Below are 21,396 nucleotides of genomic sequence, written 5' to 3'. Positions count from 1 at the left end.
ACTTTAAACAAATGTAAATTAAAAAAAATATGAATTTTAATGATCATTTTTTTATTTATTTAGAAGCGCTTATTTTTTTTCTTTTGTCTACAATGTTTCTCCTTTTGTATAAAAGCAATAAATGGTTCCAACGTTCTAGAGCTTTATCTCAAAAAGATGATTGAATTATCTATATGAAATATCTACTATTATTAATTGTCTTTTTGGGCCTAAGCACTCCTTCGGGAGCAGTTACAACCCGAATGTTTAAAGTTCTAGATACTTGTGCAAGATATAGGTTGAAAGAGAAAACTGCTTTAGTCGCAATAAAAGACCTTAAACTCAAATATGAGGGTAAAGATGAAAGTGAGGCAGAGCTATTTATCAAGTTGTATTGCTCGGTTTTCACCCCAAATGAAAATGTAGACTTTTAATTTATTTATGAGTCGTTTACTTGTTCTTCAGCATTTAGAACGCGAGCGACCCGGATTGTTTGTCAATCTTGCTGAGGAAAGAGGATTTAGTGTTTGTACTTTTCGTTTGGATCTAGGAGACTCTCTTCCAGAACTCAAGAATGGAGATTTACTTTTGTTGTTGGGTGGACCTATGGGTATAAGAGACATTGGCACTTCAACTTGTCCATGGCTTGTTGAAGAAATTGGTCTAATAAAAGAAGCCTTAAATCAAGGCGTTGGCTTGATAGGAGTATGCTTGGGTGCTCAACTTTTAGCCTATGCAGCTGGTGGTGATGTTGAAATGATTCAGGAGGAGGTATCTCATCAACCATTAGCTGAAATAGGGTGGGACAATATCTTTCCTCAATCACTGGAGGATAACTTTAAATTTACAAGACTTTTAAGACATCCTTTCCCTGTTTTACATTGGCATGGAGATAGAATTTTATTGCCTAACTCTGCAGAGCTTATCGCTAGTAGTTGTAGATGTAAGGAGCAATTATTTAGTATTGGTCCATTAGCTTATGGGATGCAATTTCACGTTGAGATTGACGATGAGATGGTTAATACGTGGATTTCAGAAGATCATAAATTTATTTCTTCAGCATTAGGGGCAGACGGTCAATCCATTTTAAAACAACAACAAAAAGAATTTGGTCATAAAACATTAGATTCTAGATTAGAGTTTTTAAACATTTTATTTGACCTATTAAGCTAAGTAAAATTTTTAGCTGCTTAAAATATTTATTAAAATGATTGATGACTTCACACTGGCGCAGTGCAGAAAAGATAGGCAAGTTCTTCAATTAAAAATTAAAAATCTTGAGCATGGTATCATTGAAGCAGAAAAAATGATTGCGGAGTCAAGTATGAATGATGAGGCATTAACCTTTTTAAGAAGAAAAGTCGCAGAATCTAACCAGGATTTAGCAATTCTATATTTAATCCATTAAGCAATCTTCATTGGAATTGTTTTGTTGAAAATCGACTTTTAGATCTTCATGAAGTGAGTAAGCCGTACATGACCGTATCTTTCATTTATAAAATTCATACTTTACATTTGTTTACATCAATACATTTTAAGTAATGACAAGTTCATCTTCTTCTCAAGTAATCACTGAGTACGGCAAGCAAAACATCTTTGGCCGTGAAACACAGCCTCAGCTTGTAGAGGACTACACCAGCTATCCAGAAGAAGCTGAAAAGACAAATGGCCGTTGGGCAATGATCGGAATGATCAGTCTTTTGATTTCATATTTCACCACAGGTCAAATCATTCCTGGAATTTTCTAAACCAATAACTACCAATAACAATGCAACCATCTAACAAAACAATCCTAGAAAGAAGCATCGGCAGACCAGCCATGATGGCATTCGTTCTACTAACAGGTATCTATCTAACAACCGGTCAACTTATTCCAGGTGTCGTTTAATGAAAAATCAAACCACTGAAACTCCAAGAGTTGAAGAAGGCAAAGTAATTGCTGAAAGACTCAATGGCTACACTGCATCTGTTGGCTGCTTGGCTCTTGTCGGTGCATATTTAACAACCGGTCAAATCATTCCAGGTTTCGTGTAATGAACAAAGAAACTAACTACTGGAAAACAGCCGAGCAAATGAATGGTCGTCTCGCGATGATGGGATTCTTTGCTGCAGTCATTAACTACGGACTAACTGGCTGGATCATCCCAGGAATTGTATAGTCCTAAATTCAAATCTAATCAAAAAGCCTCTTCTCTGTCATTACGGAAGAGGCTTTTTTAATGGTTTTTTGTTTGATTAACGCTATGCAAATTAATTCAGTAATATTGATGATTATTAACTTGATGTAGTTATTTCTATTTAATTCTTGTATCTAGGATCAATATATCTTCTACCTTGCAACTACCATTAAGCCATTCTCTAAACTCTTGAGCAATTGCTAGTCTTTCCCTTTTAGGTAGCTTTTGGGCTCTAATTAAGAGTAATGTCATTGAATCTGCAATCAACTCTTCAATATTTGGCTTTTCTTGCATTTACGACTATTAACTGTTTCTCTTTTAAATTATCTATCTTGTTGACTGAATACTTCAGACGTAAGGATATAAATAGAATTTACAAATACTTAACCATTAAGAAGGAAATATAAATTAGTCGTTCCACAAAGTCATATCTGACTGGCCTGAAGATCTTTGCATCCACGCTACTTTCCATTTCTCATCAATCTTTTTAAAAATCGAAGTTACTGTAGGGAGGTCATCATTTTGAGTCCCTTTATAAGTAAATTTTGAGCCTAGGGTGAAAACGCACATTGCGGCATTTGAACCTAAAAGTTCTAATTTGTGCACCTTTGTGACTTCTGCGCTTTCTAATACAAGATCTCCTGAGGACCACATCTCTTGAAAACCTTTTGCGTCAATCGGATTCCCACTTGGTCTTATAAATAAAAAGTCAGGGGTTGCATTGTCTAAAAAGAATGATCCCATTCTCTCTTTTGAGGCAAAGGCTTCTAGGATGGATAGGATTTCTTCTTTAGAAGACATTGATCAATTAAAAACTATAAACTAGGATTACAGATCTACTAATTATTGGATGTTTTCTTTTTCATCTTTTCTTCTTATGCTGACAATATGAATCAACCCTTTCTATAGAGAAATACAAAAATAACTGATTTTAAGTAGAGAATTTAGGCAGCTTCTTTCGATAAATCATTTGCAAAAAGAGATATAAGTTCACCTTTTGGCGTTTTATAAACTCTCTCTACAATTTCGCCTTCGGTAATGATTACTTTAGTATTTATTGCACCTGAGGGTAATGTCTTAATAGCTGGTACAAGAGCTTCTTTTAAATCTGGGAACTGATCCAAATCCTTGAAGTCTTTAATTTTCTTCTTAGCAACCATTCCAATAAAAAAGTCGAAGTTATTCCTTCCTTTTAACTAACTTTTCTCCACTCGTAAAGAGCTTGTTTAGCTAATCAGCTCTTTATAGGACTAACGTCAAAAATTAGATATAGGTTTTGTATTAGGAATTTCTTTTATAAGCTTGTTTTCATTGTTTTCAAAAGGGTTGTACCTAATTTCCAAAATCAATACCATTGCAGTACTAAAAAGTAGTCATACAAAATTACTTGTTGTTGTGGAAATATCATTCTTTCCTATTGAGTCGAAAAACAATCGCGAATGATTAATTGATTATATCCATCAACAATAAGAGCTCTGTTAAGATAAGAATTATATTTTCCATTCAGTACCTCTGTTAATTTCTACTTCTTTTTTTTATTTTCAATTCTGTTTAAGAGATATTATATTAATTTATATTTTTACCTATAGATATGATTATGAACGTTTTTCCAAAGAAAATAATGCTTTTAGGTAGCGGAGAATTAGGGAAAGAGGTGGCAATAGCTGCAAAAAGATTAGGTTGTTATGTTATTGCATGTGACAGATATAATGATGCACCAGCCATGCAGATAGCTGATCAATTCGAAGTATTAAATATGAATAATGGTAGAGAATTAAAAGAAGTGATATATAAATGTAAACCTGATATAATTATTCCTGAAATTGAGGCTCTTGCAGTAGATATATTAAAGGAAATCGAACAAAAAATAACAGTAATACCAAATGCTAGAGCCACTGAAATAACTATGAATAGAGATAAAATCAGAGATTTAGCTGCTAACGAATTAAATATAAGAACTGCAAAATTTAGTTATGCGATGAATCAATCCGAGCTTAATTTGCATGCAGAGAGGATTGGTTATCCTATATTAATTAAGCCAGTTATGAGTTCTTCAGGTAAAGGACAAAGTTTAGTTAATAATAAAAATGATTTAGTCCGGGCTTGGGATTTGGCTATTGAAAAATCAAGAGGTAAATCAAATAAAATTATATTAGAGGAATTTATTGATTTTGATTTAGAAATTACTTTATTAACTATTAGACAATTTAATGGTAAAACATTATTTTGTGCACCGATAGGACACGAGCAAAAGAATGGAGATTATCAATGTAGTTGGCAACCAGCTACATTAACTGAAAGTGTTTTAGATAAGGCTCAAAAGATAGCCAAATGTGTCACTGATAATCTTGGTGGAGTTGGTTTGTTTGGCGTTGAATTTTTTATTAAGGGTGAGGAGGTGATTTTTTCTGAGCTGTCACCAAGACCACATGACACAGGTTTAGTAACCTTGATTAGCCAAAATTTAAATGAGTTTGAATTACACCTTAGAGCTGTTTTAGGTATCCCCATTCCAGAAATTGTTTGTCATGAAGCTTCTGCGAGTAGAGTGATTTTGGCTTCCAAGACAACTTCAAACATAGCTTTTACGGGACTTGAAGATGCCTTAAGTCAATCGAATACAGGTGTATTCATATTTGGCAAACCGAGCTCTACTGAAGGTCGTCGAATGGGAGTAGCTGTAGCAAAAGCTGAAACCCTCGATGAGGCAAAATTCAAAGCTGATAAAGCAGCTCAGTCAGTCCAATTTATAAATGAATAATCTTAATTCAGATTGTTTATCTGATTTTATTAAGTGCAAGTCGATTTGGTTTCTATTTTTGACTGAGTTAAATTGGAATCCACGCGCAATTAACCCTCTTGAGTTGGTCCCTGAATCTTTTTGGCCTGAAGTTACGGATCTCTTGATTGAAGCTAGATATATTGGTCAAAGCAGGAATTATTACCTCAAAGAATCTGATAAATATATGGATTATTTAAGTAAAGGTGGTAGGCCTTTTTAAAGCCGACTGAAAATCAAACATATTCTATTAACTGCTTACCAACTTCCTGTAGCCCATAATTGTTAATATCTTTGTAACTGGCCTTGCCTAACAAAAACTTATTTATATAAAGATTTATGGGGATAGAGGATCCAAAACTTCGTTTGTTCATGCTTCTTTTGATCAATTTAATAGTGATAGTTTTTTTTAGAAGCTGGGTATTAAATAACGAGGCTTTTGTGTGGTTACTGAATGGTTTACCTTCTTGAAGTGTTATGGAAGCATTTGAATCAATTTTTCAAAATATTGCTTCATCCGGGTTTAAGTCGTTAATTACTTTGACAATCTTTGACATATTAGGAACCTTTTTTTTCTTTAATGAGTTTTGTAAGAAGAGGGGAAAGGGGAAGTTTGGTTTAGTTTAAGAAAGAAAAAGATGAGGATAAATAATTAACTTTCTTAGTGATTTAAGGGTGCTTTTTAGTAAGAAATGCAACTATTTCGGTTAACACTACTTAATTCACTGTTTTATGTATCATGAGGAACATCGTTTAAAGATAAATTCTGTTATTTTTGATACACGTTCAGCTAAATTCAAGCTGCAGTAAGACTCGAGACATGGAACGGGGTCTTGAGCACTACGAGAAAGAGCAATGACTGTTCTTACTTACAGAGGCAAAGAGTACCTTCAACATAAAGAAGCTACTCCAAAAAAAGTGGTAGAACTTAGTTACAGAAGTAACGTCTACACATCTAGGCAGGCAGAAGCTAAAAAGCAGATGCAAGCATCCTTAACTTACAGAGGTAATACATACCAAAAGTAATTTAAAGGTGATCTAAAAGAGGCATAAATTGCCTCTTTTTTTTTATGCTTATTTGTCCCACAAATATCTAGCTGAGTAATATTTTTGGTTCTATGTATTTTTGCCTGAGTTCTATTACTCTAGTTTTATGGGTGGTATCCGATGTAGAAATAATAATGACTCCGAAATAATCACAATGATTACTCAACAGTCATGGCCTAGTTGCAAGTTGCCTAAAACTCAAAAGGCACTTGAAGCTATTTATTCAATGCTCTGGAAAAGACCAAAGGTGTTTAGATGGTATTACAGGTCAAACTAATAGCTTTATTCAAGGGAAACCGAACACACAAATTAACTAAAAGTTGTTGAAAATAATAATTGAATCCTTTATTAATTAATGAAAAGATTATTTAAACCTAACAGTAATGTGTTGGCAATGCTCATGTTTTTACCTATTACACCAAGTATTGCAGCTATTACTGTTTTTACACAATCAGTTTTAATTGACAGAAGTACTGAGCTAACATCTATTTCTCATCATGAACAGCGAGTGATTGATGCTACTAGATATTAATGACTATTTTTCACTTTGAATTACCAGTAAAACTTATTATATGAATTTATTCATTGCTCATTAAAGCTTTATTTAAAGTCTTATTAATTTTATCCCTATCTTAGTTTAAATACTCTTTACGTCATGAGATCAGTAGGTTACAAGTCATAAGTAACCGCTTTTTCAAAGTATGGTTTTACCAAAAAAATTTAAGGCCTTTGATGACGCAATCTTAGATCTGCATCCTGACTTAAAAAAGGTTCTTAAACCTAATGATCACTATCCAGAGCTAGAGATTCTTCTAAAAAAAAGATCTGTAAATCTACCTTCTGGGTCCTCGAATACGAAGGTAATTATCAATAATGGAGAAATTGTCGAACGCGTATTCAAGACACCCATGGGCCAAGTCGTCTCGTTATTTTCAAATCCATCAAATGTAATTCTTGACAAAGTTGCTTAATAAGTAATTTTCAACTAATCATGTTTTTTAGATGTGAGATTCAAGCTGGAGATGATTTAAAAGTCTTCTATTTATACAGGTCTCTAAACTAACTTTTTGTAAAAATTTCACTATGGCTAATAGTGTAGTTAATAACGTCAAAAAAAAATCATGGAAATAGCTGAAGCAATTAAAAAACGAAGGACCATTCATATCTTTTCCAAAAAAAGTGTTCCTAGCGAAGTAATTCAAAAATCAATAGTTGCAGCTAATCAGGCACCCTGCCACAGAAGGACTTTCCCATGGCGTTTTACCAATATTGGGATAAAAAAAAGGGAACTTCTATATCAATTACAGCTGACTCTGAAGTTTGGTGATAAGTCAATAGATGAATCTAGTTTAAAAAAAATAAGGGAAAAAATGCTAAATCCTTCCCATTTGCTTATTGCCACTCAAGTGCGTACTGATAATCAAGCTCAAAAACTCGAAGATTATGCCGCTTGTGCTTGCGCGATTCAAAACCTGTCGCTTTCACTTGTCGCTGATGATGTTGGTTCCAAGTGGTCAACAGGAAAAATCACTAAAGACCCTAATACCTATCAAATCGCACAAATAAATTTAAGTGAGGAGGAAATTATTGGTTTTATTTGGATTGGATATGGAAATGAGCCGCCTTTAATCAATAGACCTTTAATTAGTACTATCTATAGAGAGAGGGATTAACCTGTTTTAATTCATAGAAGAGAGATAATGAAACTGATAAGGAAGTGTTGAGGCCACACTGAAAACAATCATCATCATTCCTGTTTTATCTAATCGTTTCATGCTTAAAATTGTTTTTATAAATTTAATCGAAGGAAAGTCTTTGCACGGGCATTTTAGGTAGGGAGAACTAGACATCACTTAGTAATAAATTTCTGAAAAACAAGACTAAATGGGGGATAAACTTTTCTCATGATCAATATGTGAACTCCTAGAAAATATGCCAGATCTTAAATCAGGTCTTAGTCCCTGTTTAAATCCGCTTAATTGCGTTTTTTTTCAAAAGGAATTTGAAGATGTTGACAAGACCTTTGAGCAACTTATTAGGATTGCCCAGAAAATTCCAAGAACCAAAGTTTTAGAGGCTAATGATAAATATTGGAAAGGGGTTTGTCGTAGTTTGATTTTCAGATTTCCAGACGACTTGGAGATTTTAAAAATCGATAAGAAGATTCAAATCAAATCGGCATCAAGATATGGTGCTGGCGATCTTGGAGTTAATGGAACTAGAGTGGGAAGATTATTAACTGCTTTAGAAAAATCAAATAGTTAGCCACCAAAACCTTCATAAAACAATCAATTTGTTGTCGTTGGGAAAAATGCTAGTTATTTTTAAATAACTGTATAAATAAAATGAACAGAGCACAAAAATATTTTTTACATCTTCCAAAGGGGACTCATTTTGAAAAAATCATTGATACAGAATATGGGAAAGAGAATATATATGTAAGCCCAGACGGCAAAAAACATTCAATACCGATGATTACAGATAAAATTACTTTAAGAACTCCAACACGTTAAAATTAGCAGTTAGGACAATTGTTTATCCATCTTGTGATTTCAGTTGCGATGGAACAGTTAAATTAATTTTAGATGATATACATGCCTACCATTTTAATTGTCTCCCTAAAGACTTTGTTGTTTTCGATTTCATCTCATAGGAATGATATTAGTTTGTTTTTTTATTTATGCCGTTAGCGTTTTCGATGTCTTGTAAAAGCCTTTTGTGGCTTGGTGAAAACCATTTTTCATAAAAAACGTTTGAGCTTCATCAAATTTCTGTTGAATTTTTTATGTACGGAGTCATCTCATTTGGAGATAAAGACATCTTTTTTTAATACTCTTTTTAAAGTTTGCTTTTTATACAAAATGATATGAAGTGGCAACTGCAACAAAAAAATAATATTAGTAATAACTCCTCACTCAATTAATAGAGAAGGTTAGTAGTTTTGCGTATTGCATCTACAGCTTCTAATGATATAACTAACTCAAGTTGAATTGTGACATTGTCTATCTTTAAGCGCCTAGGCAAGAGGTTTTCAATGAAAAAGCTTGATAACAGCAAATGTTATTCAAGATGCGAAATGCAACCTTTACCTAATGAGATTTATCAAGACATTGTTGATTTTCAATCCGATGTGAATAGACCTATAGACATTTCTATTTATCGGGAATTTAAAAAAGAAGCTGCATGAGTTTCTAACTAGATTGTTTTGCTTCTTATTTTCTTTGATTCCACTTATCTATTAATAGGGCTTAAATTTTCTAACTTTACAATTTTGTTGAATAAGGCTATTAATTTTTTTCCCTTGAGTTATCGAATGACTGTAGAGTAGAGAGAAAGAAGTAATTTAATTTTTATTGATGGATAGATTGAAAGCCAAGTCTTTAGCTAATGAATTAAATGAATTAGCATGTAAAGGATGCACGGAGGGATGGCTAGAGAAACACGATGGACTATCAGATCCAATTCAAGATATTAATGAGTGTGGATCTCTTGGATTTATTACCCCTGAACGACAAGAGCGATTAATTAATGAAGTTAAAGAGATTAAAGCTAAAAATTAAATAATATGTATAAAAAAAAAGGTAGTAGCCCGAGTAAATTTTCTGTTCCTCCTTTCGCTTCAGATGATGAGATATGGATAAAAATTCTTGAAGTTTTGACACCATCTGAACAGCTAGATGCTAGCCGTTCAAAATCAGAGTTCAATGATCCATATATGGGTGGTAAAGAGATTATTGTTAAACGCTCTGATCAGTCCGACATAGCTGTTGCGTTACTTTCTGAAGTCACTGCTGATGGTGATGAATGGGCAATATATAGAGAACTTTGAAATGGATGCTTATTCATTAATTGCATTGGTTACCATTGTATTATCTCTTTTTATTTTGGTGATGCTTTCTCAATTATTTAGAAATTTAATTAGAAAGCAAATAGATGATCAAATGAAAGATATGATTCCGATAAAAGCTGTTAGAGAAAGAATAGGAATAAGAATAAAATTGAGAAAATAGCATAAAAATTATTTTAATTTTGAGTTAGTTGTTTACAGCTTTACTTTTTTTTATGCGATTCTTTTTATATAACTATCAATATGAGCTATTAAAATGAAGATTAATCCCTATTACGCCATTAGGTTATAGTTAAAATATGATTCATATATCAGTTTTTCTTATGCGTAGTAAGTTAGTAAGTAATACCGATGGAAAAAATAAAAAGAAAAGCTAGATTAACTCTAATTGTAGGAGACTTTTATGAATACGATTGATTTTAAGAAAATGTCTCAAGGCCAAGTTGATCCAATTGAAGATTATCTTGAGTGTGTAACATATTGTTCAATATCTAGCAGTGCGGAAGAGAACGATTGCCAAACTATATGTATGGAAAGACATTTGAAAAGCTCATATTTTTAGACTTATTCACCAAAAAATTAAAACTAGAGAAAATTACGGCTCTTAAATAATTCAGTTAACTTTTGGAATCTCAATCTCAAGTTAGAGAACTAAATACACTCTCTTGTCTAGGGAGCAATAATGGTCGAAAAATCTATGAATAATCCAGTAGGAATAAGTATACATTCGCTTGATTTATACCAAATATTTTCATGTTTAATAAATGACTTGAGCAGTTCTGCCTAATCCTATATAGGTGTTGTTGTAGTAAAAAGAGCATTAGTCTTGATTAATCATTTTCATAAATCAAATTTTGATGTTGGGGTAATAACAAAAGGTTTAAATACTTATGAAAAAAACGCACATAATTGCCATCCTAAAATTAGATGGTAAATAAAAATTTTGGCTCATCCCATATCTTGGTATTGGCTTGTTGGCTTTTTTCTATGGATGGTTCACAACGTTATGGTTCTTAATCGTAAAGTTAACATTGACAAAGAACGACAAATATTAAAGCGATTTAATGCAATCTCAAGGCTCTATCCGGAAGGTACGTACATTTCACATAGATAATAATCATTAGTTGATTTTAATTATCATCAGCCCTGTCGTGGTTGCCTTAATAATGTGGTGGCTTAGACGTTTCTTCAGGGAAATATTCTTCAGTTTCATTTTCATATGTGTCACCTTTCTTTTTGAAGTATTCCTCTGATGGATCGTAACCATCGTTGTCTGGATTGATTTTGCCTTTCATAGTTTAATATTTTTTCTTTGACGAGATCAGTGGATCTGTCAAAGTATGTTATCCATTTATCCCATTACAAATAATTCCTGCTTTGGCCATTGAAATTAAGACAAAATGATGAAAGCTAGGAACGGCTTTGTCTAATGCTATGAGAAAGATAAGTAATGACATTGATGTCATTGAAAGATATTGCATCCAATGAATACCTGCTTTATCAAGTCCATTTTTATCAAAACTTGTACTAGTCATTTCATTAAAGCTTTGGTCGGTGACCTTAACGCAAAAAATTAATTTTTGCTAGTTTTTTCTTTTTCTTGATTGATGCCTTTACAAAATTGATTAACTTCTCTGTGCTGAAATTTCAAAGTTTCGAATCACCTCTTCACCCTTTCTGAAGATTGTTTTAGCATATTCAGTCCATTTCCCCTGTCCCCAATAACGGAAGCAGCTAGTTTCTAATAGCAAAAGGTATAGGAGCGCTTCTTGATAGTCATGGGTTTTTGTTAACGATGGATTTTGAACTAATAAATGGTCAAAAGTTTCGTGAAAATAGGAACTAAGTTTTGAAATTGGTTCTAAAACATTTATATATCCATCTTCCCAACTCAAATCGTTAGTCCAACTGGCTCCACTCAAAGAAAAAGATTGATCTTCCTCTTTTAATTCATTAATTGCTTTTTTAACCAAAGTAGGAGTTATTGGGCCTGATATTTTTTCCCATATTCTGTCTTGACCTACTGCTTGTATCAATGGATAACTATTTTCATCAATATTTAAAGTCTCTAGGAAGTCGAGGTATTCAGATCCGTTCATAGCAATTGTGGGACTTATGTCGGTTTTCGGACCAATTCTTTTATAAGCCTGAATAAAAGCTTGAGGAAATTCGTTCATCATTACACCGCCATTTTCTCCATCAGCAATTTGGGAAACCAACGAGGGGATAATATGTTGGCCTAAATATTGTTTTTTTAGCCCTATGGCCTCGTAATAAGGCTGCATTTGTCCAACAAGCTTGGTATCTGACCCTTGAGTTTTAATTAGTGAAAGAATAGAGATGGTCTCTCCATTACTTCCTTGTGCTTTGAGCATATTTGGAACATATTTCTGATCGTCTCTAAGACATGAGCCATCAAGATTTTGAACGCTATGCTCTTGAACCATTACCCAACAATATCCACATTCTTTTAGAGCTTTGACTAATTGAAAAAGAACATCAGGTTGGTTTGGAAGATGCATCTCGGGGAGAGAGAATCCTTTCACTCTATGCAATGCATCTTCACCAAATAATGACGAGAAGTGATGCTGCCAGGCTGTTATCTGTAATTTAAAGTCAGAAGGTGGAGTTGAAGAGGCTACAGCATGGCTCCAAAAGGTTCCTAGCCATTCAACATGTGGTTGAACTGTGCAATCACACGTTAGGAGCTTTAACGATGCGAGAATATCCTCGCGACCCATTTGTTCGATTCCCCAAAGAAGATTACCGGAGTAATCAAGCATTATTTTGGGATCATATCCTTCATCTATCAGGCTTGGAATGATTTCAGCTAGACGTTTATAGCATTGAGCAAATGGTTCGGCATTGTGATTATCTCCTTCTGAAGTGTGTTCAAACATATATTGCAAATGTGAAATGAGCTCTCCATTCTTACCTGCTGGAATTGTTGGTTGATGCATATGGAGGGCACATGCAAATCCTGAATTAACATTTTCTAACCTTGACTTTTCTTCGAATTGTCTATCATCTCTTTCCTTATTTACTAACTTATTAATTTCAAATTCAAAACCACAAATCGGTGGTAAGTCTTTGTTCATCATTTTTTTGGGGTTATATATTTAAAGCTGTCGCATTGAAAGGACATTTTCTGAATTAATTAGAGTATATACAATAAAAAATGTTTTTCATAGATTTAATTTGTTATTCGGCTCATTCCTTTGAGAAATACTTTTACTATTCATTGTATTTTTATTAACTATGAAATCAGAAAAATATAAATACATTTATTTTTCTTATTGTGCTAATAGACACTAATCGATTGTAATATAAAATTTATTTTGCCAGGCTTAAAGCCAGGATTCAATTCTCCTGGTTTACCAAATTTGGAATGTAGTAATTGAAATTGAGTTATTGATTCTGATTTAAATGTAATTGGCAAAGAGATTTTTTTTGCTAGAACAGTTGGTTCAAGGCTTTTAAAAGGTACTTTAATAGTTGTTGTCCCAAATCTTTTTGTTTCTATTTCTGCTACCCATCTGAGTCCACCAGGTGATTTGTCTAAGAAAAATTCTCTTAATCCAAAAATTCCATATTTACATGACACTCCAAATTTTAAAGTTCGACCTTTACCTTCAATTTTTAATTCAAAACCTTGATAATTTGATAAATTTAGAACAGGTGAAAATATTTGAGATTTGCAACTAACAAAACCTCCCTTTTCCTCAACTACAACACCTTCCAGGGAGAGGCCTTTTGAGGAAGATCTACAAACTGCCTTACTTGAGCCTCCCATAACAGTGTCGTTCAAAGGAAACCAATCATCAAAGTCACTGGATGACACGACTTTTGATAGCTCCGTCATTTTTTATCTACAATTTTTTTAACTCTATAAAATTTTTTTGTGAATCACGAGTTTAAGAATGTAGATTTCACCAGTTAATGAAAAATATATTTGCGTCTTATTAAGTAATTCTTTTGGTCTATGAGTTAATTTTTAATCACAAATAAGGATATTAGAGTAGCTTTTAATCTGAGATGATTTGCTTGAGTTGGCTTACTGTTTTACCTATTGAAGGTCAATTATTAAAGAGAAGGCAAGCTGGAGATGATGGATTCATAGAGCATTCAGCATCCCAAAAGCCTTCAACTTGGATATCTTCCCAATGATTAATCATTGTTTCTAATTCCTTGATTCTTTCTTTAGCGACATCAATTTTTTCAAGGAGATTTGATGAAGTTTCTTTCTTCATGATTTTTCCTCGTTAATAACCTTATTTAACTACTAAATTGATATTAAATCTATCGATATAATTACGGACGTATTTGTTCCTATTAGAAATTGAATAAATGTTTTCAGAAAACTTTTCTATTTTTTTATTTAAATCTATCTTTGGTTGAAATAGAACGAATTACAAAAATTACCAACATTATTTGTCTCAGCTTTAAGACCTGTTTTTTTTGCAATCACTTTGATTTTTGTGTTTTTTTCTTTTAGTGAGTAGTCATTCTGATTAAGGTACATTGTGTAGTATTCTCTGCATAAATTTGAGAGCTCTTTTTCTCTAGAAAAGGGGATACGGCCTACAGCTATAACTATCAGAGCTAGAGCTATTACTCCTGTAAAAGCTTTGTTGAGCGAGTTATTCATTAGATATGTTTTTTTATATATTATCTAGCATGCCTCCTAAGGTGGCAAATCTTGGATATGTAAATACGAAATCTATAAAGCTCGTCCTCTTTTTTCATTTACTACAGAGAATGAAATTCTATAGTCATCTTTGTTAGAAAAAAAAATGTCTATATGTATTACAAATCAACTAGTTTTGTAGATTTTAAAATGCTGATTTGCCTTGACCAGATTTAAGAAGAAAAAAAGTTGGTAATCCTAATAAAACGACTATAGACGTAACGAGGACTAGATTGATAGTCAATGAACTCACACCAAGTTCGGTAGCTAATAATGCAAAGGTCATTGAATTTAAGTTCGATTATTACTATTATCGGTTAGATCTTTCTTAAAGCTCAAATTATTAAAAGGTTGTAAGATTCGTGCCTTTTTAATGGTTATGTTTATCTAAACTATTTACTTTTCATCTTATTTGATTCAACTTTACTTTAGATATTTTTGTTTGTCTTGATTTTATCTATTTTCAGTAGAGCCTTTTTTTCTAAAGCTTCTTTCTCGATTGCTCTCTTTGCATCAGCATCTTTTTCCGCCGCGATTTTTGCTGCTGATGCTACTGATTGTTCATGTGCAATCTTTTCATCAAGCTGTCCAGTCGCCCTCATCCATTCATTAACACTGACTTCTTTCCCTGTAGATTCACATTCTTTTTTATATCTCAAGAATGGGAACCAATGATGCTCTGCTGTTTCAGGATTACTAGAATTCATACTATCTTCTGACATTTATCAAATGCAAACCTGATGGATTATCTAACAATGTATAAATATGCGGCTTTTAACTTTTACTAAATTTAAGTTCATTTTATACATAATCTTTTTTTGTGATTATTTTTACTTTGAAATAGTCAATTCATAAATGATAGTTGCATTAATACCGACATACATTCGTTCCTTTAAGGATATAGCTTTTTATTTTTATATTAATTTATCATTACATAAATTTTTAGTATGGACTCATCATTAGCTTTAGGAATTATCTTGACATTTGTAGGGATCATTATTTTTATATTGATATCTAAAAATGATCTTGGAGTTACTACTTTAAAGAAAGATCCTGCCTCTCATACAACTCTAATAGGTTCCGTTGCAAAGGGTATTCCTGGCACTGATATCTTGAATTCAGATTCAGCCTCCAATACAAAGGAGTCGTCAGAAAATGCAATTCACAGCTAGCAAAGATGCTAATGAAGATTTAATTTGGTCTTTGATTTTAAATAATCTGGGTTCTTCGCTCTCAAGTGACGTCTCACCAGCTACTTCTGCTTTCTTCAAAACGGAGGACGGCCTAGAATGTTCAGTTAGGAGAAGAAATGGAGATTTGATTGCACATTGTTATTCAGAATCAGATCGAATGGGGCAAAGACGTTGGACTATTGATATTAAATAATTGTCAATCAAAAATAAGCGCTCTTATATTCCTAGTTCTTCAATTAAATTCTTTTGGAATTTGGAGCCCAGAATTGTATTAGCGGCCTGAGCACCACTGGCTGCCACAGGTGGAATGCCGATCCCTGGGAATGTACTTGAACCGCACATTAAAAAATTTTTAATTGGAGTTTTATTCCCTGGGAAAAGCCCTTCTGCTGCCGACAAGGCTGGACCATATGTTCCATTCTTTGTATTTAAAAATCTTTGATGAGTAAGTGGTGTTCCTAGCATTTTTATTTCGATTCTTTCGTGAATATCAGGGATTAGTTTTTTTATAGGTTTCCAGAATACTGAGCATCGCTCCTCTTTTGTTTTTTCATATTCGTTAGTACCTATTTTAAGATTTTCCCATATTTCCCATGGCTCATTAGCAGGTGTATATCCGTGAAGGATATGTTTGTTGTGGGGAGACATTGTTGGATCCAAGGCAGATGGAATAGAGAGAACTACTACATTTCTTTCGGCAGTAATACCTTTAGCCCAATCATCAACCCATATTGAATGGAGTGGAATATTTTCTAGTCCTTCTGCATTAAACCCAAGATGTAGATGAAGAAATGACTTGCATTTTGGAGTCATCGACATTTCTTCTCTCCATTTTTGAGATATATCTTTTGGTATTAAATCAAGGGTGTTCCAAATATCTACATTGCTAACAATATGATCTGCAAAGATTTTCTCACCATTTTTTAACTCAATTCCAATTGCTTTATTCCTTTTTATAATTATCTGACTAACTTTTGAATTAAGTTGGAGCTTTCCTCCAAATGAGTAAATTCCATTTAATAGAGCTTTAACGATAGATTCACTTCCTCCCTTTGGATATTCCAGGTAGGCATCTGGTTTAAACCAATCATCAAAAAGGGTTGCCATCGCAGCTGCATTCGTTTCGTCTTTCGATAAACCGCTTATTAGAAAGGAAAGTAAATCAACCCAATTTCGTAAAAATGGATCTTTAAGATGTTCATCAACTAAATTTCCAAAAGCACCTCTTAGGTATTTAAAAGATTTCAAGTGAGAGAGGAGTGTTTTACTACGTCTTAAGAGCTGAAAAATAGTTTCATTGCTTTGATTTAGCGCTATTAGGGGAATTGCATTAGCTGCTGCACCAATCGGTTTAATCACTTGAATAAAATGTTCCCATTCTTTAATGGCATCATTTCCGCTAATTGAATTGATCTGATCAAGGAATCTTCTATCTCCAACTCCAATCGTGTAGTCGCCTTCAGGAATTTGAACATTCCAATCCTGATATTTAATTAATTCAACTTTTTGGTTAAGAGCCTTTAGGACTTGACCTAAAGGATTTGTCGTAGGCCAAGTACCTATTCCACTCCAAAGAGATGGTCCAGATTCAAATGTATATCCATTTTTCTGAAAGCCATGAGCGGCTCCTCCAGGTTTTGAGTGAGCCTCAAGAATTAAGACTTTTTTGCCAGCTTTTGCTAGCAAGCCTCCGCAACATAATCCTCCTATACCACTTCCAATTACTATTACTTCTGGATTTTTCATTTATTTTTTTTTAAAGGAATTTTTCTTCTTTAGAATTTCTACTACAAATTCTTCAGAACTGCTTCAATGAAGTAAGTTTTAAGAAGGGAATTTACTTAATTTTTTGTTTGGTCAAGAAGAGGAATTGATGGACGTATGTAAACAAATAATGCTCCGTGCATATCTCTAATGATTCTTAAATCTTCGTCAACATAGATCACTCTAATCTCACAATTTGGATTTTCTTTGTTCCATGGAAGAAGTTTCCATACGGTTTTAACTGGATACCACCTTTCCATGAGAATACTGTCTAAAAAAGGAATTTTTCCCAGTCCTTCCACCTCTGATACTTTAGTCTTCTCTAACTCCATTGAAAGAATGTTGTCTTTTAGTTGAAGCCTTTTGGCCAGCGTTATGACTCGACCACCAAAGGTAGGTAAAAGCTTGAACCAACCAAGGATTGGGATGGTTGTAAGTCCAAAGATAGTGGTATCAAAGGAGGAGATCATTTCTCCTTTATTAAAATTGAGATATTGACCGATTCTTCCTACTGTTGATAAACCAAATGATCCAACTTGTAAAAGATGAAGCTTGAAAAATAAATCGCTTTTTGATTTGTCGTTTAGAGCCTTTTCTATGGCTAAAAAAAATGGAGAGCTCCTAAATAATTCAACTGATGAGTAAATAAGCTCCCATTCACCTTCAATAGAATCCTGAGATATTTCATCTGATAGGGGTAGTAGATCTTCAACTAGTTTATTCATCTCAACTAATTTATTTTGGTACATAGGAGCAATCATCGCGTTCATCCTTTGACCTCTATCTGTTGCTGCTGCTACCTGGTAAATAAGGGCTTTGAGATCCTTCCTGTCCTGCATGTTATTGAATTGGTTAATTCGTACTTAACACCTTGACCTTAACTAAAATTTTCTAAAGACCTTGACTTTATATACATATAGGTTTACCAAGTAATATTTGAGCGTTTCTAATCGATTTGGCTTATAACATTTATATGATTACAACTAAAACCTTACTACTGACAATATTTGTTCCCTTGGCGTGTCTTAAACTTTTTGGCTTCTATAAAAAAATTCTCAAGGTCTCAGAACCGTCCTTAAAGCAAATAAAAGCAAAATTAGAAAGAACATTTTCTATAGATAGCTAGGTTGTTGCTCGAATTTATGTTTTTTGTGTTTTATAGCGATTTTTGCTTACTTTTTAGAAAATCAATAAAACTTTAATTCCTTCTTGATAGTCATTTTCTCCTTAAGTGAGACTTAACCGATCTATTTTCTAAACAAGCCTATAACTTTATTTTTGCGCTCCTTATGTCTTTAAATGAATTCTATTTTATGTAAATTTATAAGATGAAAATGCTATTTACATCTACATGTAAATAGATTGTTCGTTTTGGATACCCACAATGTGCTAGATGTTGTATATAGGTAATTCTCAATTCAATGTCTCAATTAAGTATCAAAGTTAGCGCTAAAGGCGAAGCCATGATCGCTACCCTTCAAAAGGAAATTTTTAACCGAAGAAGAAAAAAAGTAACAGCATCACAAGTTGTTGAAACTCTTGTAGAGAGCGGTGCTAAGTCACAATCTGATAAGCGTTATGCTGCTTCTTGGAAAAACTTAATAAAGGATATTGAGAAAGCTGCAAAAGTTTCTGAGATCCATGGTAATAAGCCTGCAAATGTTAGTGCTGATGAGTGGGCTTTGATTCTCTCTCACCGTACTCGTAAGACTACGAGTTCTAAAAAAGTTTCAGCAAAACCCTCAGCTAAAAAGGCTGCTGTCAAGAAAACTGTCTCTAAAAAGGCCGCTATCAAAAAAACTGCTGCTAAAAAAGTAATTGCAAAGAAAGCAGTAACTAAAGCTGCTCCAGCCATGAGCGCTGCAAAAGCTAAAGTTAAGACTTCTAAAGTTAAAACAGCAGTTAAGAAAGTAGCTTCTGCTCAAGCTAAAAAAGCAACTTCAAGCGCAAACTCAGTTTCAAAGAGAGCATCTAAGGCTGTAGCAGGAAGACCTGCGAAGCGTGCAAGAAAAGTTAGTCTTAAAGCTGTAAAAGCTTAGTCAAAAAGCCAGATCCGTTAAAGCGGCCTGAAAAGTGCAATGCTTTTCTCTGGCTATTTTAGTAAAGATGTCATTAGTATCCCAATCCTACATTGCCTTTTGTGTAGCCTTGGCAGTAGTACTTGGCATGGTAGTAGTGATTAGTAATATCAGCTTTCTCTCCTTCTAGTCCATCGATTCTTTTCTTTCCTAATTTCAATTCTCTTGCAGCCCTTTCCCCTGTAATTAAATCAGCGCTTAGACGTCCGCAAATATCATTCACTTTGAAGTCTTTCGCTGAAGGACCTCTGACATACCCTGCAAAAATCGCAAGAAATAATCCAAGGGTTACAAACCTTCGGTGGTTTCTCCACCATTCATAACTATTGAGATTTAGTCTCTTTTTTACATCAATTTTCATTTATATCAATAATAGATTTGTTCACCTTAGGCCTTGGTCCTTTTCTTTATGGGGGATGTTCTTGATAGGTAAATATTTTAGCTTATTCACATAGTTAAAGAATTAGCCCTATTCGTTTTTCAATAGATCATATTCACGAAGTACGATTGGATTATTGGTAAATCTATTTACGAATGCTTGAGAAGATTTCAAAAGATGATTGGCAATATTTTGTCCCCTTTTTGGCTTGCACTATTTTCTTCTTTGCAACAGATTTCTTTGGAATAATTGATAAGGCTTCCATTGCTTATTGGTCTGGACGTTTGTTTTATGAGCCATACAGGATTATTACATCCCATTTTTTTCATGGTGATGTTAATCATTTATTGGCAAATATCTCTGGAATCATCGTAGCTAGATATTTTCTTAAATCTTTAAACCTTCAAAGTGACTATTTCTTTCTGGCTTTTATTGTATTGATAATGCCTCTCCAAGCGTTCATTTGTTGGTGCGTAGATATTTTAATTTATAGAAATCCTATGTCTCTAGCCATTGGCTTTAGTGGTGTTTTATTTGGTATCGACGCATTTATTCTAATGACTACAATTTATGGAAAGAAAAGATTTTTGTTCATTGGATGTCACCTAAAGAAAGATCCAAGATTACTTAAATCTATTTCTGTGCTTACAGGTATTGGAATTATTTGGTCATTCTTACCTGGAATTAGTTTGTTAGGTCATATGTCTGGACTTTTGGCAGGATTTCTATTGTTTTGGCTCTGAACAAACTATTGATTTGGTGTTATTGGTTCTTACGAAAAACGTTATCTTCTGAATAGTAAAAAGCCTCAACGCAACTTTAATTGAGTTGCCTTCACTTCACTTGATAAACTTTTGACCTTCCATTGCACTTACGCACCGCCCATTCGATTGGAGATTTTAAACTTTCTTGTTCAACACAAATAGTCTGATAATTAGCCCATTTAGCTATTGGCCCTAGCCTTATTGCAATTAGTGCAAGGCTAAACGCACATAAAAATGCACACAACAGCAACGCAATTCCAGTAAATAGATCATTAAACTTGAACTTCATTTCTGTCAGATTGAAGCTCTTATTTTTCTTTGTCTCACTCATAGAACTAATGGGGTGGAATAAAATGCCTCAATATTTAAAGTCTTATATACTGTTACCTCTTTTATGGTGGCATAGAGAATAAAAGCTGAATCAATTTTATAGATCTATTTATTGATAGTTAACAGTTGGAAATTTTCTTAGGTTTCTTCATTTGGCTTTTCCCCATTAAACATCCTTTTTTCCCCGATCACGATGGTTAACCATCCAAGTGCTAGAAGCCCTCCAGCTTGATAGTCTCCTTTTAGAAAATCAAATAGAGCGAGGGTGCTTGCAGAAATAGCAAGAGTACGAACAGCAAACCTTGCAAAGGTAATTTTCTTTTTTTTAATAGGTTTATTCATATGCTCATTTTGCAGGGACTAACTTTGTAA

The 21,396-nt window shown here is 33.5% G+C and carries 40 protein-coding genes; 24 read left to right on the top strand and 16 right to left on the bottom strand.

Annotation, left to right across the window (positions count from 1 at the left end):
• Positions 1 to 173 precede the first annotated feature (173 nt).
• The 7 genes from O5633_RS02815 to O5633_RS02785 all read left to right on the top strand — a co-directional run bounded on the left by O5633_RS02815 (position 174) and on the right by O5633_RS02785 (position 2,138).
• A complete protein-coding gene (locus tag O5633_RS02815) occupies positions 174 to 413 on the top strand; it encodes a non-structural protein (NS2)-like protein (RefSeq protein ID WP_269610544.1) in 240 nt (79 codons plus the stop codon).
• Between the two features lie 7 nt (positions 414 to 420).
• Positions 421 to 1,152 (top strand): type 1 glutamine amidotransferase, encoded by a 732-nt coding sequence (locus O5633_RS02810; RefSeq protein WP_269610543.1) that lies wholly within the window; start codon positions 421 to 423, stop codon positions 1,150 to 1,152.
• A gap of 34 nt (positions 1,153 to 1,186) precedes the next feature.
• The gene (locus tag O5633_RS02805) at positions 1,187 to 1,387 is read left to right on the top strand and encodes a hypothetical protein (protein WP_269610542.1); all 201 of its coding nucleotides are present in this window, start codon (positions 1,187 to 1,189) and stop codon (positions 1,385 to 1,387) included.
• A 133-nt stretch (positions 1,388 to 1,520) separates the two neighbouring features.
• A complete protein-coding gene (locus tag O5633_RS02800) occupies positions 1,521 to 1,727 on the top strand; it encodes a high light inducible protein (protein WP_269610541.1) in 207 nt (68 codons plus the stop codon).
• A 20-nt stretch (positions 1,728 to 1,747) separates the two neighbouring features.
• Positions 1,748 to 1,867, top strand: a complete 120-nt coding sequence (locus O5633_RS02795; RefSeq protein ID WP_011294968.1) for a high light inducible protein — start codon at positions 1,748 to 1,750, stop codon at positions 1,865 to 1,867.
• A complete protein-coding gene (locus O5633_RS02790; RefSeq protein ID WP_269610540.1) occupies positions 1,867 to 2,013 on the top strand; it encodes a high light inducible protein in 147 nt (48 codons plus the stop codon). Before O5633_RS02795 ends, O5633_RS02790 begins: the two co-directional genes overlap by 1 nt.
• The gene (locus O5633_RS02785) at positions 2,013 to 2,138 is read left to right on the top strand and encodes a chlorophyll a/b-binding protein (RefSeq protein ID WP_011294351.1); all 126 of its coding nucleotides are present in this window, start codon (positions 2,013 to 2,015) and stop codon (positions 2,136 to 2,138) included. Before O5633_RS02790 ends, O5633_RS02785 begins: the two co-directional genes overlap by 1 nt.
• A gap of 135 nt (positions 2,139 to 2,273) precedes the next feature.
• Here the strand turns inward: O5633_RS02785 and O5633_RS02780 are convergent, their stop codons facing one another.
• The 3 genes from O5633_RS02780 to O5633_RS02770 form a co-directional block, all read right to left on the bottom strand.
• On the bottom strand, positions 2,274 to 2,450 hold the full coding sequence (locus O5633_RS02780; protein WP_269610539.1) for a hypothetical protein: 177 nt from the start codon (positions 2,448 to 2,450) through the stop codon (positions 2,274 to 2,276).
• 114 nt (positions 2,451 to 2,564) lie between these two features.
• The gene (locus tag O5633_RS02775) at positions 2,565 to 2,957 is read right to left on the bottom strand and encodes a DUF3804 family protein (protein WP_269610538.1); all 393 of its coding nucleotides are present in this window, start codon (positions 2,955 to 2,957) and stop codon (positions 2,565 to 2,567) included.
• 143 nt (positions 2,958 to 3,100) lie between these two features.
• Entirely contained in the window at positions 3,101 to 3,316 is a 216-nt protein-coding gene (locus tag O5633_RS02770; protein WP_269610537.1) for a hypothetical protein, read from the bottom strand.
• Between the two features lie 437 nt (positions 3,317 to 3,753).
• Between O5633_RS02770 and purT the strand changes: the two genes are divergently transcribed.
• From purT to O5633_RS02705, 13 genes are all read left to right on the top strand, one after another.
• Positions 3,754 to 4,917, top strand: a complete 1,164-nt coding sequence (gene purT / locus O5633_RS02765; RefSeq protein ID WP_269610536.1) for a formate-dependent phosphoribosylglycinamide formyltransferase — start codon at positions 3,754 to 3,756, stop codon at positions 4,915 to 4,917.
• Positions 4,918 to 4,975: 58 nt separating this feature from the next.
• The gene (locus O5633_RS02760; RefSeq protein WP_269610535.1) at positions 4,976 to 5,158 is read left to right on the top strand and encodes a hypothetical protein; all 183 of its coding nucleotides are present in this window, start codon (positions 4,976 to 4,978) and stop codon (positions 5,156 to 5,158) included.
• A 632-nt stretch (positions 5,159 to 5,790) separates the two neighbouring features.
• Complete coding sequence (locus O5633_RS02755; protein WP_158466730.1) at positions 5,791 to 5,961, top strand: DUF4278 domain-containing protein; 171 nt, start codon at positions 5,791 to 5,793, stop codon at positions 5,959 to 5,961.
• Positions 5,962 to 6,382: 421 nt separating this feature from the next.
• Positions 6,383 to 6,514: a hypothetical protein gene (locus O5633_RS02750; RefSeq protein WP_269610534.1), complete on the top strand. Its 132-nt coding sequence runs from the start codon at positions 6,383 to 6,385 to the stop codon at positions 6,512 to 6,514.
• A gap of 169 nt (positions 6,515 to 6,683) precedes the next feature.
• Positions 6,684 to 6,953 (top strand): hypothetical protein, encoded by a 270-nt coding sequence (locus O5633_RS02745; RefSeq protein WP_269610533.1) that lies wholly within the window; start codon positions 6,684 to 6,686, stop codon positions 6,951 to 6,953.
• 150 nt (positions 6,954 to 7,103) lie between these two features.
• On the top strand, positions 7,104 to 7,655 hold the full coding sequence (locus O5633_RS02740) for a nitroreductase family protein (protein ID WP_269610532.1): 552 nt from the start codon (positions 7,104 to 7,106) through the stop codon (positions 7,653 to 7,655).
• A 259-nt stretch (positions 7,656 to 7,914) separates the two neighbouring features.
• Positions 7,915 to 8,247, top strand: a complete 333-nt coding sequence (locus O5633_RS02735) for a DUF1499 domain-containing protein (protein ID WP_269610531.1) — start codon at positions 7,915 to 7,917, stop codon at positions 8,245 to 8,247.
• An 80-nt stretch (positions 8,248 to 8,327) separates the two neighbouring features.
• Complete coding sequence (locus tag O5633_RS02730) at positions 8,328 to 8,495, top strand: hypothetical protein (RefSeq protein ID WP_269610530.1); 168 nt, start codon at positions 8,328 to 8,330, stop codon at positions 8,493 to 8,495.
• Between the two features lie 521 nt (positions 8,496 to 9,016).
• Complete coding sequence (locus tag O5633_RS02725) at positions 9,017 to 9,169, top strand: hypothetical protein (RefSeq protein WP_269610529.1); 153 nt, start codon at positions 9,017 to 9,019, stop codon at positions 9,167 to 9,169.
• Positions 9,170 to 9,338: 169 nt separating this feature from the next.
• On the top strand, positions 9,339 to 9,542 hold the full coding sequence (locus tag O5633_RS02720; protein WP_269610527.1) for a hypothetical protein: 204 nt from the start codon (positions 9,339 to 9,341) through the stop codon (positions 9,540 to 9,542).
• A 5-nt stretch (positions 9,543 to 9,547) separates the two neighbouring features.
• A complete protein-coding gene (locus O5633_RS02715; protein ID WP_269610526.1) occupies positions 9,548 to 9,811 on the top strand; it encodes a hypothetical protein in 264 nt (87 codons plus the stop codon).
• A gap of 1 nt (position 9,812) precedes the next feature.
• On the top strand, positions 9,813 to 9,992 hold the full coding sequence (locus O5633_RS02710) for a hypothetical protein (protein WP_269610525.1): 180 nt from the start codon (positions 9,813 to 9,815) through the stop codon (positions 9,990 to 9,992).
• 240 nt (positions 9,993 to 10,232) lie between these two features.
• Positions 10,233 to 10,391, top strand: coding sequence for a hypothetical protein (locus O5633_RS02705; protein WP_269610524.1), 159 nt, complete (start codon positions 10,233 to 10,235; stop codon positions 10,389 to 10,391).
• Between the two features lie 598 nt (positions 10,392 to 10,989).
• Here O5633_RS02705 and O5633_RS02700 read toward each other — a convergent pair.
• The 8 genes from O5633_RS02700 to O5633_RS02665 form a co-directional block, all read right to left on the bottom strand.
• On the bottom strand, positions 10,990 to 11,124 hold the full coding sequence (locus O5633_RS02700; protein WP_269610523.1) for a hypothetical protein: 135 nt from the start codon (positions 11,122 to 11,124) through the stop codon (positions 10,990 to 10,992).
• Between the two features lie 48 nt (positions 11,125 to 11,172).
• The gene (locus O5633_RS02695; protein ID WP_269610522.1) at positions 11,173 to 11,364 is read right to left on the bottom strand and encodes a hypothetical protein; all 192 of its coding nucleotides are present in this window, start codon (positions 11,362 to 11,364) and stop codon (positions 11,173 to 11,175) included.
• A gap of 90 nt (positions 11,365 to 11,454) precedes the next feature.
• Positions 11,455 to 12,930, bottom strand: a complete 1,476-nt coding sequence (locus tag O5633_RS02690; RefSeq protein ID WP_269610521.1) for a glycosyl hydrolase family 57 — start codon at positions 12,928 to 12,930, stop codon at positions 11,455 to 11,457.
• Positions 12,931 to 13,130: 200 nt separating this feature from the next.
• Complete coding sequence (locus tag O5633_RS02685; RefSeq protein ID WP_269610519.1) at positions 13,131 to 13,691, bottom strand: CIA30 family protein; 561 nt, start codon at positions 13,689 to 13,691, stop codon at positions 13,131 to 13,133.
• 214 nt (positions 13,692 to 13,905) lie between these two features.
• Positions 13,906 to 14,079, bottom strand: a complete 174-nt coding sequence (locus O5633_RS02680; RefSeq protein ID WP_269610517.1) for a hypothetical protein — start codon at positions 14,077 to 14,079, stop codon at positions 13,906 to 13,908.
• 134 nt (positions 14,080 to 14,213) lie between these two features.
• Positions 14,214 to 14,477 carry a hypothetical protein gene (locus O5633_RS02675; RefSeq protein WP_269610516.1) on the bottom strand — a complete coding sequence of 88 codons (264 nt, stop codon included), beginning with the start codon at positions 14,475 to 14,477 and terminating at the stop codon, positions 14,214 to 14,216.
• 184 nt (positions 14,478 to 14,661) lie between these two features.
• Positions 14,662 to 14,802 carry a hypothetical protein gene (locus O5633_RS02670; protein WP_269610515.1) on the bottom strand — a complete coding sequence of 47 codons (141 nt, stop codon included), beginning with the start codon at positions 14,800 to 14,802 and terminating at the stop codon, positions 14,662 to 14,664.
• A gap of 142 nt (positions 14,803 to 14,944) precedes the next feature.
• On the bottom strand, positions 14,945 to 15,238 hold the full coding sequence (locus tag O5633_RS02665) for a hypothetical protein (protein ID WP_269610514.1): 294 nt from the start codon (positions 15,236 to 15,238) through the stop codon (positions 14,945 to 14,947).
• A 225-nt stretch (positions 15,239 to 15,463) separates the two neighbouring features.
• Here O5633_RS02665 and O5633_RS02660 point away from each other — a divergent pair, with 225 nt between their 5' ends.
• Together O5633_RS02660 and O5633_RS02655 are read left to right on the top strand one after the other, a co-directional pair.
• Entirely contained in the window at positions 15,464 to 15,688 is a 225-nt protein-coding gene (locus O5633_RS02660) for a hypothetical protein (protein WP_269610513.1), read from the top strand.
• On the top strand, positions 15,672 to 15,902 hold the full coding sequence (locus O5633_RS02655) for a hypothetical protein (RefSeq protein ID WP_269610512.1): 231 nt from the start codon (positions 15,672 to 15,674) through the stop codon (positions 15,900 to 15,902). Before O5633_RS02660 ends, O5633_RS02655 begins: the two co-directional genes overlap by 17 nt.
• Positions 15,903 to 15,925: 23 nt before the next feature.
• Here O5633_RS02655 and O5633_RS02650 read toward each other — a convergent pair whose 3' ends face one another.
• Positions 15,926 to 17,455: a phytoene desaturase family protein gene (locus tag O5633_RS02650; RefSeq protein ID WP_269610511.1), complete on the bottom strand. Its 1,530-nt coding sequence runs from the start codon at positions 17,453 to 17,455 to the stop codon at positions 15,926 to 15,928.
• 95 nt (positions 17,456 to 17,550) lie between these two features.
• Positions 17,551 to 18,312 (bottom strand): PAP/fibrillin family protein, encoded by a 762-nt coding sequence (locus O5633_RS02645; protein ID WP_269610510.1) that lies wholly within the window; start codon positions 18,310 to 18,312, stop codon positions 17,551 to 17,553.
• A 582-nt stretch (positions 18,313 to 18,894) separates the two neighbouring features.
• Here O5633_RS02645 and O5633_RS02640 point away from each other — a divergent pair.
• On the top strand, positions 18,895 to 19,512 hold the full coding sequence (locus O5633_RS02640; protein WP_269610507.1) for a hypothetical protein: 618 nt from the start codon (positions 18,895 to 18,897) through the stop codon (positions 19,510 to 19,512).
• A gap of 73 nt (positions 19,513 to 19,585) precedes the next feature.
• Here the strand turns inward: O5633_RS02640 and O5633_RS02635 are convergent, their stop codons facing one another.
• The gene (locus tag O5633_RS02635; RefSeq protein ID WP_269610506.1) at positions 19,586 to 19,912 is read right to left on the bottom strand and encodes a hypothetical protein; all 327 of its coding nucleotides are present in this window, start codon (positions 19,910 to 19,912) and stop codon (positions 19,586 to 19,588) included.
• A gap of 173 nt (positions 19,913 to 20,085) precedes the next feature.
• Between O5633_RS02635 and O5633_RS02630 the strand changes: the two genes are divergently transcribed.
• Entirely contained in the window at positions 20,086 to 20,673 is a 588-nt protein-coding gene (locus O5633_RS02630; protein ID WP_269610505.1) for a rhomboid family intramembrane serine protease, read from the top strand.
• Positions 20,674 to 20,764: 91 nt separating this feature from the next.
• Here O5633_RS02630 and O5633_RS02625 read toward each other — a convergent pair whose 3' ends face one another.
• The gene (locus O5633_RS02625) at positions 20,765 to 21,025 is read right to left on the bottom strand and encodes a hypothetical protein (protein WP_269610504.1); all 261 of its coding nucleotides are present in this window, start codon (positions 21,023 to 21,025) and stop codon (positions 20,765 to 20,767) included.
• 137 nt (positions 21,026 to 21,162) lie between these two features.
• Entirely contained in the window at positions 21,163 to 21,366 is a 204-nt protein-coding gene (locus O5633_RS02620; RefSeq protein WP_269610503.1) for a hypothetical protein, read from the bottom strand.
• Positions 21,367 to 21,396: the final 30 nt, after the last annotated feature.

Origin of the sequence: Prochlorococcus marinus str. MIT 1013, from assembly GCF_027359395.1 — a bacterium.
In the GTDB taxonomy this organism is placed as follows: Bacteria; Cyanobacteriota; Cyanobacteriia; order PCC-6307; family Cyanobiaceae; genus Prochlorococcus_B; species Prochlorococcus_B marinus_E.
The sequence above is the reverse complement of the archived record's forward strand: the minus strand, read 5'-3'. Positions and strand labels throughout refer to the sequence as shown.

Bases quoted from the DNA above. Each gene is read 5' to 3' on its own strand.
- O5633_RS02725 (WP_269610529.1), top strand. From the start codon at position 9,017: ATGAAAAAGCTTGATAACAGCAAATGTTATTCAAGATGCGAAATGCAA.
- O5633_RS02670 (WP_269610515.1), bottom strand. From the start codon at position 14,802: ATGACCTTTGCATTATTAGCTACCGAACTTGGTGTGAGTTCATTGACT.
- O5633_RS02680 (WP_269610517.1), bottom strand. From the start codon at position 14,079: ATGAAGAAAGAAACTTCATCAAATCTCCTTGAAAAAATTGATGTCGCT.
- O5633_RS02665 (WP_269610514.1), bottom strand. From the start codon at position 15,238: ATGTCAGAAGATAGTATGAATTCTAGTAATCCTGAAACAGCAGAGCAT.
- purT (WP_269610536.1), top strand. From the start codon at position 3,754: ATGAACGTTTTTCCAAAGAAAATAATGCTTTTAGGTAGCGGAGAATTA.
- O5633_RS02735 (WP_269610531.1), top strand. From the start codon at position 7,915: ATGCCAGATCTTAAATCAGGTCTTAGTCCCTGTTTAAATCCGCTTAAT.
- O5633_RS02720 (WP_269610527.1), top strand. From the start codon at position 9,339: ATGGATAGATTGAAAGCCAAGTCTTTAGCTAATGAATTAAATGAATTA.
- O5633_RS02795 (WP_011294968.1), top strand. From the start codon at position 1,748: ATGCAACCATCTAACAAAACAATCCTAGAAAGAAGCATCGGCAGACCA.
- O5633_RS02815 (WP_269610544.1), top strand. From the start codon at position 174: ATGAAATATCTACTATTATTAATTGTCTTTTTGGGCCTAAGCACTCCT.
- O5633_RS02640 (WP_269610507.1), top strand. From the start codon at position 18,895: ATGTCTCAATTAAGTATCAAAGTTAGCGCTAAAGGCGAAGCCATGATC.
- O5633_RS02660 (WP_269610513.1), top strand. From the start codon at position 15,464: ATGGACTCATCATTAGCTTTAGGAATTATCTTGACATTTGTAGGGATC.
- O5633_RS02695 (WP_269610522.1), bottom strand. From the start codon at position 11,364: ATGACTAGTACAAGTTTTGATAAAAATGGACTTGATAAAGCAGGTATT.
- O5633_RS02690 (WP_269610521.1), bottom strand. From the start codon at position 12,930: ATGATGAACAAAGACTTACCACCGATTTGTGGTTTTGAATTTGAAATT.
- O5633_RS02805 (WP_269610542.1), top strand. From the start codon at position 1,187: ATGATTGATGACTTCACACTGGCGCAGTGCAGAAAAGATAGGCAAGTT.
- O5633_RS02650 (WP_269610511.1), bottom strand. From the start codon at position 17,455: ATGAAAAATCCAGAAGTAATAGTAATTGGAAGTGGTATAGGAGGATTA.
- O5633_RS02700 (WP_269610523.1), bottom strand. From the start codon at position 11,124: ATGAAAGGCAAAATCAATCCAGACAACGATGGTTACGATCCATCAGAG.
- O5633_RS02620 (WP_269610503.1), bottom strand. From the start codon at position 21,366: ATGAATAAACCTATTAAAAAAAAGAAAATTACCTTTGCAAGGTTTGCT.
- O5633_RS02770 (WP_269610537.1), bottom strand. From the start codon at position 3,316: ATGGTTGCTAAGAAGAAAATTAAAGACTTCAAGGATTTGGATCAGTTC.
- O5633_RS02800 (WP_269610541.1), top strand. From the start codon at position 1,521: ATGACAAGTTCATCTTCTTCTCAAGTAATCACTGAGTACGGCAAGCAA.
- O5633_RS02655 (WP_269610512.1), top strand. From the start codon at position 15,672: ATGCAATTCACAGCTAGCAAAGATGCTAATGAAGATTTAATTTGGTCT.
- O5633_RS02750 (WP_269610534.1), top strand. From the start codon at position 6,383: ATGTTTTTACCTATTACACCAAGTATTGCAGCTATTACTGTTTTTACA.
- O5633_RS02785 (WP_011294351.1), top strand. From the start codon at position 2,013: ATGAACAAAGAAACTAACTACTGGAAAACAGCCGAGCAAATGAATGGT.
- O5633_RS02675 (WP_269610516.1), bottom strand. From the start codon at position 14,477: ATGAATAACTCGCTCAACAAAGCTTTTACAGGAGTAATAGCTCTAGCT.
- O5633_RS02810 (WP_269610543.1), top strand. From the start codon at position 421: ATGAGTCGTTTACTTGTTCTTCAGCATTTAGAACGCGAGCGACCCGGA.
- O5633_RS02645 (WP_269610510.1), bottom strand. From the start codon at position 18,312: ATGCAGGACAGGAAGGATCTCAAAGCCCTTATTTACCAGGTAGCAGCA.
- O5633_RS02715 (WP_269610526.1), top strand. From the start codon at position 9,548: ATGTATAAAAAAAAAGGTAGTAGCCCGAGTAAATTTTCTGTTCCTCCT.
- O5633_RS02745 (WP_269610533.1), top strand. From the start codon at position 6,684: ATGGTTTTACCAAAAAAATTTAAGGCCTTTGATGACGCAATCTTAGAT.
- O5633_RS02710 (WP_269610525.1), top strand. From the start codon at position 9,813: ATGGATGCTTATTCATTAATTGCATTGGTTACCATTGTATTATCTCTT.
- O5633_RS02685 (WP_269610519.1), bottom strand. From the start codon at position 13,691: ATGACGGAGCTATCAAAAGTCGTGTCATCCAGTGACTTTGATGATTGG.
- O5633_RS02705 (WP_269610524.1), top strand. From the start codon at position 10,233: ATGAATACGATTGATTTTAAGAAAATGTCTCAAGGCCAAGTTGATCCA.
- O5633_RS02625 (WP_269610504.1), bottom strand. From the start codon at position 21,025: ATGAGTGAGACAAAGAAAAATAAGAGCTTCAATCTGACAGAAATGAAG.
- O5633_RS02780 (WP_269610539.1), bottom strand. From the start codon at position 2,450: ATGCAAGAAAAGCCAAATATTGAAGAGTTGATTGCAGATTCAATGACA.
- O5633_RS02775 (WP_269610538.1), bottom strand. From the start codon at position 2,957: ATGTCTTCTAAAGAAGAAATCCTATCCATCCTAGAAGCCTTTGCCTCA.
- O5633_RS02730 (WP_269610530.1), top strand. From the start codon at position 8,328: ATGAACAGAGCACAAAAATATTTTTTACATCTTCCAAAGGGGACTCAT.
- O5633_RS02630 (WP_269610505.1), top strand. From the start codon at position 20,086: ATGCTTGAGAAGATTTCAAAAGATGATTGGCAATATTTTGTCCCCTTT.
- O5633_RS02740 (WP_269610532.1), top strand. From the start codon at position 7,104: ATGGAAATAGCTGAAGCAATTAAAAAACGAAGGACCATTCATATCTTT.
- O5633_RS02790 (WP_269610540.1), top strand. From the start codon at position 1,867: ATGAAAAATCAAACCACTGAAACTCCAAGAGTTGAAGAAGGCAAAGTA.
- O5633_RS02755 (WP_158466730.1), top strand. From the start codon at position 5,791: ATGACTGTTCTTACTTACAGAGGCAAAGAGTACCTTCAACATAAAGAA.
- O5633_RS02635 (WP_269610506.1), bottom strand. From the start codon at position 19,912: ATGAAAATTGATGTAAAAAAGAGACTAAATCTCAATAGTTATGAATGG.